The following is a 14,876-nucleotide window of genomic DNA, read 5'->3' as shown; positions in this document are numbered from 1 at the left end:
CAAGTAGGCCGCAAGGAATCCCGATGCGCTTTGATCTGGTCGATCTTCAGCTCTTCGTTGCGGTGGCGGAGACGCGCAGCATTACCAACGGCGCGGCGAAGGTTCATCTCGCGCTGGCCTCGGCCAGTGAGCGGATCAAGGGGCTCGAAGAGGCGCTTGGCGTTTCGCTGCTGACGCGTGGTCGTCGTGGCGTCGAACTGACGCCGGCCGGTGAAAGCCTGCTCGATCACGCGAGAGTGGTGCTCCACAATGTAGAGGCAATGCGCGGCGATCTCTCAGCGTTTGCCCGCGGCGCAAAGGCCACTGTCCGCTTCGTCGCCAACACGTCGGGGCTTTCGGAGTATCTGCCGAAGGCGCTGGCTGCCTTCCTCGCCGCGCATCCTCACATTTCGATCGACGTGGAGGAGCGCGAAAGCGCGGAAATCGCTCGCGCTATCGTAATCGGTTCCGTCGATCTGGGGCTCGCCGCCGAGCACGCGCTTGCCGACAATATCGAGCGGATGCCGTTCAGCGAGGATCGCCTGGTGCTGGTTGCCGGGCGGCACGACGAACTGGCGAACCGGCGGCAGGTCGATTTCAGCGAAGTGGTGGAGCGCGATTTCGTCGGTCTGATCAGCTCGATCGCGCTGCACACTCATATCAGTGGACATGCGGCGCGTCTCGGTGCACGTCTGCGCTTTCGCGCGCGGCTGAACAGTTTCGATGCGATCGGCCAAATGGTCGCCGCGGGCATCGGGATCGGCGTGATGCCCGAGGTCGCGGCGAAACGATGCGTGCGATCGATGAAGATCAATGTCATCAGGATCAGGGATTCCTGGGCCAACCGGAAGCTCGTGATCTGTGCGCGGAGTTTTCGGTCGCTGCCCAAGCCCGCGCAGCAACTGGCCGAGCACTTGCGCAAAGCTGCGCCACGTTGAACAGGAGAGCGAATGCGGAGGTCCGGGAAGCCCTGCGGCTTCACTTGGCAGAGGCAAGGCCGGCGGCCTTGATGACGCGCGCCCACTTTTGGATCTCGCTTCCGATGTAGTCGCGGAAATGCCCCGGCGTGTCGCCGGCGACCGTCAAACCCTGATCGGCGAGCTTCTGTCTCACCTGCGGATCGTTCATCGCCTCGTTGGCGACGCGGTTCAGGATGTTGACGACGCTCTCGGGCGTTCCGGCCGGCGCGAGCATGCCGTACCAGTTTTCGATCAGGAGATCGGGCATGCCGACCTCCGCCGTTGTCGGCACGTCGGGTGAGGTAGGCGCGCGTTTCGGCGCGCCCAGCGCAATCGGGCGCAGGGTGCCCGCCTTGATATGCGGCAACAGCACCGGCAGATCGAGAAACGCCATCTGCACCTGCTGGCCGAGCAGATCATTGATGGCGGGCGCAGCACCGCGGTAGGGCACGTGCACGATGTCGATTGCCGCCGTCTGCTTGAGGAGTTCGCCGGCAAGATGCGGCATGCCGCCGACACCGGCGGATGCGAAATTGAGTTTCCCGGGCTGTGTCTTCGCGAGCGCGATCAGTTCCTTCATATTGCTGGCGGGCACGTTGCTGGCGACGACCAGCATCTCAGGCACTGTCGTCACCAGCGTGACGGGCGCAAAATCCTTCACCACGTCGTAAGGCACCTTTTCCATCGTCGGGTTGATGACCAGTGCGCTCGCGCTCACGATTCCGATCGTGTAGCCGTCGGGGGCTGCCTTGGCGATCGTATCGGTGCCGAGCACGCCGGCTTGGCCGCCGCGATTGTCGATCACCACCGGCTGCTTGGCGATTTCCGACATGCGCTGGCCGACCACGCGCGCGATGATGTCGTTGGGGCCGCCGGGTGGGAACGGCACGATCATCTTGATCGGTTTGCTGGGAAAATCCTGCGCGGCCGCCATCGCCGGCAGCAGCACGGACAATCCGGTAAGGAGCACGCGAAGAGCCTTCATGAAAGCCTCCGGTCACTTGTCGTGGCCGGTCGACACGAAGCGTGCCAGTCCCGGCTATTCAGTCTTCAGTGCAGCCATCGTCAGGGATGCGTTGTCCGTGTCGAAATGTTCACTTCGTTGTCACGACTCCCGCGTCCTTGATCACCTTCGCCCACTTCTTGGTTTCGCTGTCGATGAAGCGGCGGAAATGTTCCGGCGAGTCGCCGACCAGCGTTGCGCCCTGGGCCGCGAGCTTCTCCTTCACGGTCGGGTCTCGCATCGCTTCGGTCGTGATCTTGTGCAGGCTAGCTATGATCGCCGGTGGCGTGGCGGCGGGCGCCACCATGCCATACCAGTTCTCGATGATCATGCCGGGCATTCCGGCTTCGGCGGTGGTCGGTACCTCCGGCGCCGTCGGCGCCCGCTCAGGCGCGCCGACCGCGATCGGCCGCAGTGCGCCCGCCTTGATCTGCGGCAACAGCACCGGCAGATCAAGGAATGTCATCTGCACCTGCTGTCCCAGCAGGTCGTTCACCGCCGGCGCGGCGCCGCGGTAGGGCACGTGCACGATGTCGATGTTGGCCGTCAGCTTGAACAATTCGCCCGCCAGATGCGGCAGGCTGCCGGGACCGGAAGAGGCGAAATTCAGTTTGCCCGGCTCCGCCTTGGCGAGCGCGATCAGTTCTTTCATATCCTTGGCAGGGACGTTGGTCGCGACCACCAGCATTTCGGGCACGGTGGCGACCAGCGTCACCGGCGCGAAATCCTTCAGCGTGTCGTAGGCGACCTTTTCCATGCTCGGGCTGATGGCGAGCGCGCCCGCGCTCGAGATCGCGATGGTGTAGCCGTCGGGCGGGGCTTTTGCGACCGCGTCGGTGCCGAGCACGCCGCCCTGGCCGCTGCGGTTGTCGATCAGCACCGGCTGCTTGGCAATCTCGGACATGCGCTGGCCGATCACGCGCGCGATGATGTCGTTGGGGCCGCCGGCCGGGAATGGCACGATCAGCTTGATCGGTTTTGCGGGGAAATCCTGCGCAGAAGCCAAGACTGGTAACAATACGGGCGATAATAGCAGCGTCAGTCCAGCAAGCAGCCTGCTCAGCAGTCTCATAAATGCTCCCCGATGGCGCATCTGTCGTGCGCGTTGGCTTGCATCGTACGCGATGGACTGCCCGATGCAAGGTCCTGTCGGTGGCGGCGGGCGCGCAGCCTCGTCAGAGCAGGAGTTCGTCCGTACGCGCGAGCCTGACCGATCGTCGGGTGATCAGATTGCTCCAGACCCAGTTGTGGTGACGAATGACACTGGCGGCGTCGAGGTGGGGCCGGTCGCTCAAGGTGTGGCCGTCGGTCACCACGACAACATCATGATGGTTTGACACGGCCGACCGGACGGTTGCGTCGACACAGAAATCCGTCGCCCATCCCGTGATCAAGATCCGGTCTGGGGCGATCTCTTCCAGGCGCGCCATGAGGTCGGTGCCGGCGAAGGCATCGTTCAGGGTCTTGCGAATGACAATATCGGCCGGGATCCGATGAAGCTCCGGCAGAAGCGCCCAGCCCCGCGTTTCCGGCTCGAAATCATCTCCCTTGCCGCCGCAGTGCTGGACGAAGATGACCGTGCCGGACCGTTCGCGGACTTTTGCGGCGAGCCGGTTGATGCGCTCGATGACACCGTGCAGATCGTGCTTCGGCACGCCGTTAAGGAGCCCGACCTGCATATCGACGACGATCAATGCATCCATCAGGCTCTGTTCGGCTGTGTCCCTAGCTGTTGAGCAGTTTCAGCGTGGCCTCATGCACGCGCGCATCGCCGGCGGCGACGATGCGGCCGCCGCTCTGGGCGGGCTTGCCTTCCCAGTTGGTGACGATGCCGCCGGCGCCGGTGACGATGGGGATCAAGGCCGCGATGTCGTAGGGCTTGAGCTCAGTCTCGACCACGAGGTCGAGATGGCCGGCCGCCAGCATGCAGTAGGAATAGCAGTCGCCGCCATAGCGTGACAGTCTCACGGCGTTCTCGACCCGGCCGAAGATCTCGCGGTCGGCGGCGTTCATCAGCAGCGGACTGGTGGTGAAAGAGGTCGCTTCCTTCAGCGAGGCGCAGCGGCGCGTGGTCAGTCGCCGCTCGCCTGACGGCCCGGAATAATGCGCCGAGCCGCTGTCGCCGGAAAAACGCTCGCCGATATAGGGCTGGTGCATCATGCCGAACACCGGCGTGCCCTTGTGCAGCAGCGCAATCAGAGTGCCCCAGATCGGAAATCCGGCGATGAAGGATTTGGTGCCGTCGATCGGATCGAGCACCCAGACATAGTCGGCATCCTGGCGCTCGTTGCCGAACTCCTCGCCGACGATGCCGTGCTGGGGAAAATTCGCCTTGATCAGGCGGCGCATCACCGCTTCGGCGGCGCGGTCTGCTTCCGTGACCGGGTCGAAATCGCTCGCGCTCTTGTTGTCGATCGAGAGCGAGGTCCGGAAGAACGGCAGGATGGTCTCGCCCGAAGCCGTGGCAAGGCGCCCGATAAACGCTGTGAAATCGATGACCGTCACGGCTGTCCCTTACCGCAATAGAAATGTCGGCCTATTGCCTATCCCAATCCGGGCGGCGGCGCACGATCAACGCGGCGTTATTCCCACCCGTCTTTGGGGGGCTAGCTTTCGAATCGGCTTTCGAACGGGCTTCGTTTAGGCGTGGATTTTTGGTTAGCGTCGGCATCACGAAGTCGCGATTTTTGGCATACCAGCACTGCAGTGAACACGGAACTCGCCGAGATCTGAACGTAAGTGTATGATATTACTACAATAAATTTCCGTCGCCGGCTGTGTTGCCGATTCGCCAGACTGACCCGGTTTGCACCGGAAGCGATCCGAAAACCCTTGCGTTTTGTGCAGCGCGGCCGCATATTGTTGCGGTGCGGTAGCGCCTCGCGCTATCGCTGCCCTCCTTGGGCGTTTCCTCCCTAGACTTGGGCCGCTTGTTCATTCAAGCGGCCCTTTTTTCTTTTCAGGAGTCATTCCGGGATGCGCGAAGCGCAGACCTCAGATGTGCAAGCACATCGGGGAATCTCGAGATTCCGGACTCGCCCGCTTCGCGTGCGCTCCGGAATGACAGTGCTGAAAATTCTACTCCGCCGCCGCCTGGAACGGCCCGAGATCGCCGAGCGGCACCTGTGCCAGCGCGTCAGCCAGCGCGGCAAAATCGGCGGCCACTTGCGCAAAGCGCGGGCTGCGTTCGCGGCGCCGCTCGTCCATATAGATCGCGCGGTTGAGTTCGAGCTGCACGGTGTGCAATCCGCTCGCCGGGTTGCCGTAATGTTCGGTGATGAAGCCGCCGGCATAGGGCTTGTTGCGGCCGATCGAATAGCCGAGCCCGCTCATGATCTCTTCGACGACGTCGGGCAGCAGGCTGGCGCAACTGGTGCCGTAGCGGTCGCCGATCACGATGTCGGGCCGCCGCGGCTCGTCCCTGGACACGCCGACCGACGGCATCGAGTGGCAATCCACCAGGATCACGGTCCCGAACGCCTGATGGGCCTTGTTGATCAGCCGGCGCAGCGCCCGATGATAGGGCTTGTAGAGCGCCTCGATCCGCCCCAGCGCGTCGTCGACGGAAAGCCGCTCGCGATAGATTTCCTGCCCGTCGCCGACCACGCGCGGGATGGTGCCGAGGCCGCCGGCGACCCGCATGGAGCGGGTGTTGGCGAAGCTCGGCAGGCGCCCGGTGAACATCCGCGGATCAAGCTCATAGGGCTCGCGGTTCACGTCGACATAGGAGCGGGGGAAATTGACCCGCACCGTCGGAAAACCCTGCTCGCAGAGGCCGCCGATCAATTCGTCCATGAACGAATCCTCGGAGCGGCGCAGTGCCGCGAGGTCGATCCGGGAGGCGTTGAGAAATGCCGGGGGATAGACCGAGCCGGAATGGGGCGAGTTGAAGATGATCGGCGCGCGCCAGCTCGCCGGCTCCACGATCTCGAACGGGGGCGACAGCTCGCCATCAAACTGGGTCATCGTGGGGCGCCGTCCCTTGAATTTCCGCATTCCCTTCCGCAGCGATCAAGCGATCGATTTTGCCGGTGAAGGGCAGGGCTTGTAAGGATGCATTGTCCGTAATCGTAATCATTCTGCCAAGCGAAAAAAGGCCGCCGTGCTCCCAGAAGGTGTCGCAATCGCCCGAAAAGCGCCGCCTTGATCGATCCTGATATGCGCCGCTAAAGAAACTTGCGCCGCCTGCCGCCGCCAAGAAGCCGCTACCTTCACCCGAAATTTACCCTCTGTCGGGCTTAGTGAGCGGAATGATCCTCCAAGCCGGGTTCGACGACTGACCGCCATGCACAAGATCCTCCTTGCCGAAGACGACAACGACATGCGCCGCTTTCTGGTCAAGGCGCTCGAAAACGCCGGGTTTCAGGTCTCGCCCCACGATAACGGCATGTCGGCCTATCAGCGGCTCCGCGAGGAGCCGTTCGAGATGCTGCTCACCGATATCGTGATGCCCGAAATGGACGGCATCGAGCTGGCGCGTCGCGCCTCGGAACTCGACCCCGACATCAAGATCATGTTCATCACCGGCTTTGCCGCCGTGGCGCTCAATTCCGATTCGGAAGCGCCCAAGAACGCCAAGGTGCTGGCCAAGCCCGTTCACCTCCGCGAATTGGTCAGCGAAGTGAACAAGATGCTGGCGGCCTGATTCGGCCTCCATTTCCGTCAAAATCGCTCCAGAAATACATCCAAGTATCCTTGCAGGGGCGCTTTGGAGCCGATATACGGACCCCACCCAATACGGACTTTAGGGCACGTAGCTCAGCGGGAGAGCACTACCTTGACATGGTAGGGGTCACAGGTTCGATCCCTGTCGTGCCCACCAGCCTTCGCTTGCTTCGCAAGCTACGGCTAGGCAAGCCACACTCAGTCCTATCGTAGCGAAGCAAGCGAAGGCTGCCGCGCCGAAGCCACTTGGCGAAGGCGGGCTCTGCCGGCCTTTTCCGAAGCATCAAGACCTCAGCCCTTATCATTTGACCCGCGCCAACCTCACGCCGGTAATCCGGCCTTGAGCAACCCCGCCTCATGGCGGGCGCGGTCGGCCGCCTGTTTGTAGTGCTGGGTGGCGAGATAGTTGGCCAGCGAGAAACCCGGCTCGAGCTTGACGACCTCGGCGGCATGTGCGGCAGCCGCAACGCCGTCGCCCATCTGCGCGAAGATGGCGGCAAGGAAGGCGTGATGGGTGAAGTCGGGCCGCGTGATCCGCGCGAACGCCTCGGCCGCGTCGGCATATTTCTCCGCGCAATAATATGCGCGACCGAGGTGGTTCCAGAAGCGTTCGGGATGAAACGGGTTGAGGCGCATCGCCTTCTTGATCCAGTCGATGCCTTCTTCCGGCCGCCCCAGCCAGGTCAGAAACTCGCCCTGCTGCACCACGACGAGATCATAGTTCGGATTGAGCGCGAGTGCCCGCTCCTGATGGTAAGCCGCTCTTTCATGATCGTTGCGCGTCAGGTTCACCGCGGCCAGGATGCGGTGAACGTCGCTGTCGTTGTCGTCGAGCGCCAGCGCGATCTGCAACTCGTCGGCCACCTGCTGGAAGGTGGCGTCGCGATCTTCGCACCAGCCATAAACCCACGTCTGGCCCAGTACGCATGCCTTCCATGCGTGGGCGTGCGCATAGTCCGGATCAAGCGCAAGCGCGCGTTCGAGCAGGGCCTGCGCTTCGGCGTTGGCCTCCCGCTGTGAGCGGTGGTGCAGCACCTTGGCGGCCAGCACGCACTCATAGGCCGCCATGTTGTCGGTCCGCTGGCGCTTCGCGCGCTCGTGCGTGGCGGCCTCGACGCGGCCGGGAAGGGTGGCAACAATTGCGCCGGTCACCTCGTCCTGGATCGCAAAGATATCCTCGAGCTTGCGGTCATAGCGTTCCGCCCATACGTGCCGGTCGGTTTGCGCATCGATGAGCTGCACCGTGACGCGGACACGATCGCCGACCTTGCGCACGCTGCCTTCCAGCACGTATTCGACGTCGAGCGCGCGTGCGACTTCCTGCACATTCACCGCCTTGCCCTTGTGCACGAAGGTCGAATTGCGCGAGATGACGAGCAGGTCGCGGAATCGCGACAGTTCGGTGATGATATCCTCGGTGAGGCCGTCGGCGAAGAATTCCTGCTCGGGATCGCCGCTCATGTTGACCAGCGGCAGCACGGCGATGGACGGTTTTCGCGTCGTGGTCGTCGCTGTCGCGCCGTCCTTGCCGCTCGCGGGCGCCTCGGCGGCATCCGGTTCCAGCCGCACCCGAAAGACGTGGATCGGACGGCTGATGTTCTTGACGGTCTGGTTGCCGATATCCACAAAGACGATGTCGCCAAGCCGGTCGCCAACCTGATCGCGCACCGCACCCGAGACGCAGATTCCGCCCGGATCGGCAAGCACTTCGAGACGCGCCGCGACGTTGACGCCATCGCCGAAGATATCGTTCTCCTCGATGATCACGTCGCCCAGATTGATGCCGATGCGGAACTGGATCCATCGCGCGGGCGACACATCCGCATTGCGCCGCGCCATCCGGCGCTGCACCTCGGCGGCGCACGACACCGCGTCCACGACGCTGTGGAACTCCACCAGCATGCCATCGCCGGTCGTCTTGATGATGCGGCCCCGGTTTTTGGCAATCGAGGGATCGATGAGCTCGAGCCGATGGGTTTTGAGGCGTGCGAGTGTCCCCGCCTCGTCGACCTCCATCAGCCGGCTGTAGCCGACCATGTCGGCGGCAAGGACCGCAGCGAGCCTTCGCTCGGGTCCGGGCGCGTCCATTTTCGCCTCGCTGACGGGCAGTCTAGCAGATTTGCCGCGCCGGCCAAGACGAGACGGACGCCAGCCTCATCCCAGTGGATCCCCACTTTAGATTGCAATGATGAGGTAATTCGAAGGTAGTTGTCTCATGCTCGATGGTCGGGCAACGCCAACAAGCCTGCAAGAATCGAAGGCGCATTGAGCACCGCGAATTTCTCGCGACGGCTCAGATATCCGGCTGCCTCGTCGAAGCTCTCGGCATCTTCAATCTTTGCGCGCGCGATCGCGAGATGCGGGTCGACATCACCGCGTTTTCGCGGCCGCTGGCCAGGCAGGTTATTCAGGTGCGCCTCGCGCAAGTCCGCGTGGCGGTGCAGCTCGTGCAGCGGACAGGAAAGCAGCGAATGCGGCGCGTTGGCCAGTTCGTTGGCCCTCGCCAGTACAATCGGTGGCGCGGTCTGCTCGGGCGTCCTGAACAATCTGGGGACCTGGTTCGGATCGACCGACGACGACAGGATGGCCATTGGAATAGCAAGCAACAGGCCGAGAATCACCGGCATCATCCAGAGCAACAGTGGTAGCGACACCGCGTAGGCGCTGATGGCCATGACGAGCCCAAATAAAGTCGGTACCGCATAGGTGTTGACGGTGTCCCGGCGCGAGACCACGCCATCGTCGCGGCGCTGAACCTGCCACCCCGCATCGCGTCCAAACAGGATTTCCGCAACGGCAGAGGATTGGAAGATCATCATGACCGGCGCGGTCAGGCCCGAAAGGATCGTCTCGGTGACGATGCCGGCCAGCACCCGAAAGCCGCCGCCGAACTTCCTTCGCGTGTCGCGATCGGTGAGAAGCACGATGAAGGCGAGCAGCTTTGGCGCGATCAGCATGCCCATCGTGCCGACGAACACCCATGCCGCCAGGATCGGATCCTGCGCCGGCCAGGTCGGAAACAGCGAATATCCCTTTGGAAAATACTCGGGCCGGACGAATTGCGCCTGCAACGACACCAGGATTCCCAACGTCAAAAAGATCAGCCAGAGCGGCGCGGTGAGATACGATCCAATGCCGGTCAGCAAATGAAGCCGCGAAACCCAGTGAAAGCCGCGCGCGGGAAGCAACGCGAGGTGCTGCAGGTTGCCTTGACACCATCGCCGGTCGCGGGCGGCAAAATCCGACAGCGACGGTGGACACTCCTCGTAGCTGCCTCGAAGCGTCGGCGCCATGTGGACGGCCCATCCGCCCCGCCGCATCATCGCCGCCTCGATGAAGTCGTGGCTGAGAATATGACCGCCGAACGGCTTGCGGCCGCTGAGTTCGGGAAGACCTGCACACTGCGCAAAGGCGCGGACGCGAATGATGGCATTGTGTCCCCAGTAATTGCCTTCCGAGCCGTGCCACCAAGCAATCCCGGCGGCCAGCATCGGGCCGTACAGGCGGCCTGCGAATTGCTGCCATCGGGCGAACAGGGATCGCGCATTGACGATAATCGGCAGCGTCTGAACCAGCGCCACCTTTGGATGTTCCTCCATGGCGGCGACCAAGCGAACGACGGTGTCGCCGGTCATCAAACTGTCGGCATCCAGGATCAACATACATTCGTAGGCGGCGCCGAACCGCCTGACCCATTCCTCGATATTGCCGGACTTGCGCGCGATGTTTTCGGGCCGGTGGCGATAGAAAATCGCCGCCGCGCTGCCGACGTCCCGTCGAAGCTGCAGAAAGCATTTCTCCTCGGCGATCCAGATTGCGGGATCGGTGGTGTCGCTGAGAACAAACCAGTCGAACGCGGCACCGTGCCCGGTCTCCTCGACCGATTCATAAATCGCGCGCAGGCGCGCCAGCACTCGGTAGGGGTCCTCGTTGTAGGTCGGCAGCAGCATCGCCGTCCGGCTGTGGATCGCTGGCAGCGGCGCGGCCGGGTCGATGCCGAGCTCGTTCTTCCTTCGTGTCAAGAGCACCGCGAAGCCGGCAAGCGCCGACATGAAGGAAAACGCGATCCAGGCGAACAGCAGCACGAACAGCACAAGGATGATCGACTCCAGAACCGTGATGCCGCCGACCTGAAGAACCCGGTACATTTCGTAGCAGCCCGCCGACGTCAGGACCGTGGTGCCGGCCAGGATGAATGCGCGCCGAGCCCACATCGACGCAAAGCGCGGGGCAGGTGGCGGCTCGAACCGCCGCAACGGCTGGGCCGCCATGTCCATCGGCGATTCCGGCTGGAGAAATTCGTTCAAGGGAATAGCGCGGGCCGTACGCGAGCCGCGGGTATTCGCTAAGGTGTCCATCGATAGACCCAGACCTCCGATACCGCTTCATTGTCCTGCATCAGCGATGCGCGGAGTTCGACCGGGGCCTTTTCCTTCACAAGCTCGAAGCTCAACCGCCAGCCGCCAGTCGCCGGATTTGGCTGGGTGACGATGTTCTGGATTTTGGCCTTCTCGGCCGTCACCACGCCGCGCAAGCTTTGCGGATTGACGGATTTCAGCCTCTCGCCAGTCACGTCGAGCACGAAGAGCGCCGCGTTGTCGCCTCGTACGCCGATGCCGGTCCGGGAAAATCGCGCCAGCGATGTCGGCTTGGGGGCACCCGGGCCCCAGTGCAAACGATAGGTGTAGGTATGCTCGCCCTTGGCCGGCAACGCCGCTTTGGGGCGCCAGAACAATGCGATGTTGTCGTGAATCTCTTCCTTGGTCGGAATTTCGAGCAGCTTCACTTCACCTTCGCCCCAATCGCCGATCGGCTCGGCCCACAGGCTCGGCCGTCGCTCGAAATTCGATTCCAGGTCCTGATAGGCGGCAAAATCCCTCTGGCGCTGCATCAGGCCGAAGCCGCGCGGATTGAGATCCGCAAACGAAGAGACCTGCAGATCGCGGGGATTGTGCAATGGCCGCCACAGCTCCTCGCCGCGGCCATTGAAAACCGCAAGGCCGTCTGAATCATGGACCGACGGACGGAAATCTTCGACGTCCTTGCGGTCGTTCGGCCCGAAGAAGAACATGCTGGTCATCGGCGCGAGGCCGGCTTGTTGCAGATCGACGCGGGGATAGATCGCCATTTCAACGTCGAACACGGTGGTGTCGCCGGGACGGATGGTGAAACGGTAGGCCGCCGCGGCGCTCTCGCTGTCGAGCAACGCGTGCACGACGATCGAGTTGGCGCCCGGCGCCGGCTTTTCGATCCAGAAGGTCTTGAAGAAGGGGAATTCCTCGCCCTTCGCTTCGCCTGTGTTGATCGCGAGTCCCCGTGCCGAAAGACCGTACAATTGTCCCTTGGCCACGGCGCGGAAATAGCTGGCGCCGAGAAAGACGCAGACTTCATCATAATAGTCGGGTTTGTTGATCGGCGCATGCAGCCGGAAGCCGGCAAAGCCGAGATCGACTGCCGGGCCGGGCGGTGCCAGATCGCCGAACGAAAACAGGTCCGGCCGGTAGGCGATTGGTGCCGCCTGGCCGTCCTTCACTTCGAAGATGTCGACCCGGTTCTTGTAGAAGAATCCACGATGAAAAAACTGCGCTTCGAAGGGCAGCTTTTCGCCGCGCCACAGCGCGCGCTCCGGCAAGAACCGGATCGCCCGATAACGGTCGTAGTCGATATTGGCGAGATTGTCGGGCAGCTTCTCGCTGGGCGCCTTGTACGGCTTGCCTGCGAGGTCGCGCGCGATTTGCCGGACGATCGATCGGTCGAACGGCGCCGGCTGCGCTTGTGCGGTGGACAGAAGCCCGGACGCTACGCCGGTTACCAACGGCAACGCAGAAGCAGCGAGGAAATCCCTGCGATTCACGAAACAACCTCGCGATTACTGAACGACGACTTCGGCAACGCAGTGCACACGGGACCGTTCCCTGTTTCGGAACCGAAATGCCGCTTTTTCCCGATGTGCCTAAGATTCAGTCGGAGGCGCTAGCTTCGCAGCGAGTGGCTGATCCGTGTTACCACGCCGTCCCACTGGCGTTTTTCTGCGGCGGGATAATTGATCAGCACGCAGTTCATGGTACCGTTGCCGCGGTTGCAGCGGTTGTACCAGATCCGGTCCTTGCGAATGCTGGAGACGACAAAGAAGTCCGGCGTGATCCGCTTGTAGATGATGCCGGCCGGCGGGTTTTGCTTCGCCAGGAACGTGGCAGGGGAATCGTTCTCGGGATTGGGAACGGACTGCACCGTCAGGTCGGCGCGGCGGTCTTCGGTGAAAAACCGCCGCCCGGTTCCGCCCTCGGGCGGTCCGGCGTCGCTGCTGAAGATCGAGACCGGCATGTCGACGCTGGTTCCGGTACCCGCGATCACATATTGCCGCCACTCCGTATTCGCCGCGATGGCGAGCGTTGGAACGAAGCTCGAAGCGACGAGGGCAGCGCAAAAGTGAGGCGCACGCATGGAACGATCTCCAGTTCGATCGAGACAATCGAATCCACCGGCGTTCGTTCCAGCTTACGGACATTTCTAGGGTGCAGCCGCGTTCGCGAGATGTTTCCCTGCGATGTAGCCAAACGTCAGCGCGGGCCCCAGCGTAATGCCGGCGCCGGGATAGTTGCCGCCCATGATGCTCGCCATGTCGTTGCCAGCGGCGTACAGACCGGCGATCGGCTGCCCGTGTTCGTCTAGCGCCCGCGCATGTTGGTCGGTTTTGATGCCGGCATAGGTGCCGAGATCGCCGATCACCAGCTTGATGGCATAGAACGGCCCGTCCTTGATCGGTGCGACGCAAGGGTTCGGGCCGTGCAGCGCATCGCCCTGGTAACGGTTATAGGCGCGCGATCCCTTGCCGAATGAAGGATCGCGCCCTTCCGCGGCCGACGCGTTGAACTCGGCGATGGTTGCCTCGAGGCCTTGTCTGTCGATGCCGGTGCGGTCGGCAAGTTCAGCAAGCGTGGTGCCGCGCTTGAGATAGCCGGTGGCGAGATGATGGCGTAGCGGCATCGGAAACGGCGGCACGCATCCCAAACCATATTTTCGCAAGGCGCGGTGATCGCACAGGAGAAAAGCCGTGATCTCTTCGCCGGGCTTCGCCGCCTTGACCATCGCCTGCACGAAGTCGTGGTAGGAGTTGCCTTCATTGGCGAAGCGCTTGCCGTTGCGCATCACGGCGATGACGCCGGGTTTGGCGCGGTCGATGAAGTGCGGCATCACGCCCTTGGAGCCGTCCTTGCGCTCGGTGATCGACACCGGTACCCAGGCCGCGGCATTCGGTAGCGTGTCCTCGATGCGGCCGCCCGCCGTCTCGGCCAGCCGCAAGCCGTCGCCGGTATTGCCGACGGGACCGGGCGAGAAATGCTCGGTGCCATCGCCCGCGTGCGGAAACATCGCCTTGCGCCGTGCGACGTCGTGCGGGAAGCCGCCGCAGGCCAGCACCACGCCGCGCCTGGCGTTGACGCGCACCAGCTTGCCGTGGCGTTCGACGACCGCGCCACGCACTGCGCCATCCTCGACGATCAGTTCATGCACCGGCGATGACAGCCACAGCGGTATCTTCAACTCAAACGCGGATTTCGCCAGCCGCCCGGCGAGTGCATTGCCGTTGGTCAGCGTCATGCCGCGACCGTGGCGCATCACGTCCATCGCATGCTTCGACAGCCGCTTCGCCACGTAGATCGCCGAGGTCAGCGATTTGGTCGCGCGCATGAAATGGACGATGTCCTTGCCGGAGCCCAGCATCATGCCGAACACCGTGAGTTCGGGCAGGGGACTGCCGAGATGCTTGATATGCTCGCCCAGTTCGCGGCCGTCGAACGGCCGCGCCACCATCGATCGGCCACCCTGCGCGCCACCGGGCGCTTCGGCGTGGTAATCCGGAAATGTCAGCGGCATGTCGAAGCGCACCGCCGTCTTGCTGGTAAAAAAATCCACGGCTTCGGGACCGGCGGAGAGAAACGCATCGACGCGCGCGGCATCAAAGCTGTTGCCGGCCTCATGGCGCAGATAGGTCTTCGCCTGCTCCGGACCTTCCTCGATACCCCAGGCCTTCGCCAACGAGGTGCCGGGAATCCACAGCCAGCCGCCGGAACGCGCGGTGGTGCCGCCAAAGCGCGGCTCCTTCTCGACGATGAGAACGTTGAGGCCGTGGTGTCCGGCGGTGACCGCCGCCGATAGGCCGCCGCATCCCGAGCCGATCACCAGCGCGTCGCATTCGTAAGTTTCCTGCTCGTTGCCCGCCACGCGATCTGCCTTTTTCCGATCTTGGGTGGACATTTGGAGGTGATCGG

Annotated in this window: 13 protein-coding genes and 1 tRNA gene; 3 read left to right on the top strand and 11 right to left on the bottom strand. The window is 63.1% G+C overall.

The annotated features are described in order from the left end of the window. Positions 1–23: 23 nt before the first annotated feature. Positions 24–917 carry a LysR substrate-binding domain-containing protein gene (locus ACH79_RS04080; RefSeq protein WP_161849875.1) on the top strand — a complete coding sequence of 298 codons (894 nt, stop codon included), beginning with the start codon at positions 24–26 and terminating at the stop codon, positions 915–917. Between the two features lie 40 nt (positions 918–957). Here ACH79_RS04080 and ACH79_RS04075 read toward each other — a convergent pair whose 3' ends face one another. The 6 genes from ACH79_RS04075 to ACH79_RS04050 all read right to left on the bottom strand — a co-directional run bounded on the left by ACH79_RS04075 (position 958) and on the right by ACH79_RS04050 (position 6,139). Next, a complete protein-coding gene (locus tag ACH79_RS04075; protein ID WP_161849874.1) occupies positions 958–1,923 on the bottom strand; it encodes a tripartite tricarboxylate transporter substrate binding protein in 966 nt (321 codons plus the stop codon). A 109-nt stretch (positions 1,924–2,032) separates the two neighbouring features. Continuing rightward, positions 2,033–3,013, bottom strand: a complete 981-nt coding sequence (locus ACH79_RS04070) for a tripartite tricarboxylate transporter substrate binding protein (protein ID WP_161849873.1) — start codon at positions 3,011–3,013, stop codon at positions 2,033–2,035. Between the two features lie 103 nt (positions 3,014–3,116). Continuing rightward, complete coding sequence (locus ACH79_RS04065; protein WP_161849872.1) at positions 3,117–3,644, bottom strand: isochorismatase family protein; 528 nt, start codon at positions 3,642–3,644, stop codon at positions 3,117–3,119. A 22-nt stretch (positions 3,645–3,666) separates the two neighbouring features. Beyond that, positions 3,667–4,446: a histidinol-phosphatase gene (gene hisN, locus ACH79_RS04060; RefSeq protein WP_161849871.1), complete on the bottom strand. Its 780-nt coding sequence runs from the start codon at positions 4,444–4,446 to the stop codon at positions 3,667–3,669. A 573-nt stretch (positions 4,447–5,019) separates the two neighbouring features. Next, positions 5,020–5,907, bottom strand: coding sequence for an N-formylglutamate amidohydrolase (locus ACH79_RS04055; RefSeq protein WP_161849870.1), 888 nt, complete (start codon positions 5,905–5,907; stop codon positions 5,020–5,022). After that, on the bottom strand, positions 5,894–6,139 hold the full coding sequence (locus ACH79_RS04050) for a hypothetical protein (protein ID WP_161849869.1): 246 nt from the start codon (positions 6,137–6,139) through the stop codon (positions 5,894–5,896). Before ACH79_RS04050 ends, ACH79_RS04055 begins: the two co-directional genes overlap by 14 nt. 87 nt (positions 6,140–6,226) lie before the next feature. On the opposite strand from ACH79_RS04050, the gene cpdR reads away from it, so the two are divergent. After that, entirely contained in the window at positions 6,227–6,586 is a 360-nt protein-coding gene (gene cpdR, locus ACH79_RS04045; protein ID WP_027539837.1) for a cell cycle two-component system response regulator CpdR, read from the top strand. 102 nt (positions 6,587–6,688) lie between these two features. Next, positions 6,689–6,763: transfer RNA gene (locus tag ACH79_RS04040), tRNA-Val, on the top strand. A gap of 164 nt (positions 6,764–6,927) precedes the next feature. Here ACH79_RS04040 and ACH79_RS04035 read toward each other — a convergent pair. The 5 genes from ACH79_RS04035 to ACH79_RS04015 form a co-directional block, all read right to left on the bottom strand. Further along, on the bottom strand, positions 6,928–8,694 hold the full coding sequence (locus ACH79_RS04035) for an adenylate/guanylate cyclase domain-containing protein (RefSeq protein WP_161849868.1): 1,767 nt from the start codon (positions 8,692–8,694) through the stop codon (positions 6,928–6,930). A 125-nt stretch (positions 8,695–8,819) separates the two neighbouring features. Next, positions 8,820–10,964 (bottom strand): glucans biosynthesis glucosyltransferase MdoH, encoded by a 2,145-nt coding sequence (mdoH, locus tag ACH79_RS04030; RefSeq protein ID WP_161849867.1) that lies wholly within the window; start codon positions 10,962–10,964, stop codon positions 8,820–8,822. Further along, positions 10,952–12,460: a glucan biosynthesis protein G gene (locus ACH79_RS04025; protein ID WP_161849866.1), complete on the bottom strand. Its 1,509-nt coding sequence runs from the start codon at positions 12,458–12,460 to the stop codon at positions 10,952–10,954. Before ACH79_RS04025 ends, mdoH begins: the two co-directional genes overlap by 13 nt. A gap of 119 nt (positions 12,461–12,579) precedes the next feature. Beyond that, positions 12,580–13,050 (bottom strand): hypothetical protein, encoded by a 471-nt coding sequence (locus ACH79_RS04020; protein WP_161849865.1) that lies wholly within the window; start codon positions 13,048–13,050, stop codon positions 12,580–12,582. 66 nt (positions 13,051–13,116) lie between these two features. Continuing rightward, on the bottom strand, positions 13,117–14,862 hold the full coding sequence (locus ACH79_RS04015; protein ID WP_161849864.1) for an FAD-dependent oxidoreductase: 1,746 nt from the start codon (positions 14,860–14,862) through the stop codon (positions 13,117–13,119). Between the last annotated feature and the right edge of the window lie 14 nt (positions 14,863–14,876).

This window comes from Bradyrhizobium sp. CCBAU 051011 (assembly GCF_009930815.1).
Lineage (GTDB): Bacteria > Pseudomonadota > Alphaproteobacteria > Rhizobiales > Xanthobacteraceae > Bradyrhizobium.
This window is presented reverse-complemented; position numbering and strand designations above follow the sequence as displayed.

Bases quoted from the DNA above. Each gene is read 5' to 3' on its own strand.
- ACH79_RS04075 (WP_161849874.1), bottom strand. From the start codon at position 1,923: ATGAAGGCTCTTCGCGTGCTCCTTACCGGATTGTCCGTGCTGCTGCCG.
- ACH79_RS04065 (WP_161849872.1), bottom strand. From the start codon at position 3,644: ATGGATGCATTGATCGTCGTCGATATGCAGGTCGGGCTCCTTAACGGC.
- cpdR (WP_027539837.1), top strand. From the start codon at position 6,227: ATGCACAAGATCCTCCTTGCCGAAGACGACAACGACATGCGCCGCTTT.
- mdoH (WP_161849867.1), bottom strand. From the start codon at position 10,964: ATGGACACCTTAGCGAATACCCGCGGCTCGCGTACGGCCCGCGCTATT.
- ACH79_RS04015 (WP_161849864.1), bottom strand. From the start codon at position 14,862: ATGTCCACCCAAGATCGGAAAAAGGCAGATCGCGTGGCGGGCAACGAG.
- ACH79_RS04080 (WP_161849875.1), top strand. From the start codon at position 24: ATGCGCTTTGATCTGGTCGATCTTCAGCTCTTCGTTGCGGTGGCGGAG.
- ACH79_RS04055 (WP_161849870.1), bottom strand. From the start codon at position 5,907: ATGACCCAGTTTGATGGCGAGCTGTCGCCCCCGTTCGAGATCGTGGAG.
- ACH79_RS04070 (WP_161849873.1), bottom strand. From the start codon at position 3,013: ATGAGACTGCTGAGCAGGCTGCTTGCTGGACTGACGCTGCTATTATCG.
- ACH79_RS04020 (WP_161849865.1), bottom strand. From the start codon at position 13,050: ATGCGTGCGCCTCACTTTTGCGCTGCCCTCGTCGCTTCGAGCTTCGTT.
- ACH79_RS04035 (WP_161849868.1), bottom strand. From the start codon at position 8,694: ATGGACGCGCCCGGACCCGAGCGAAGGCTCGCTGCGGTCCTTGCCGCC.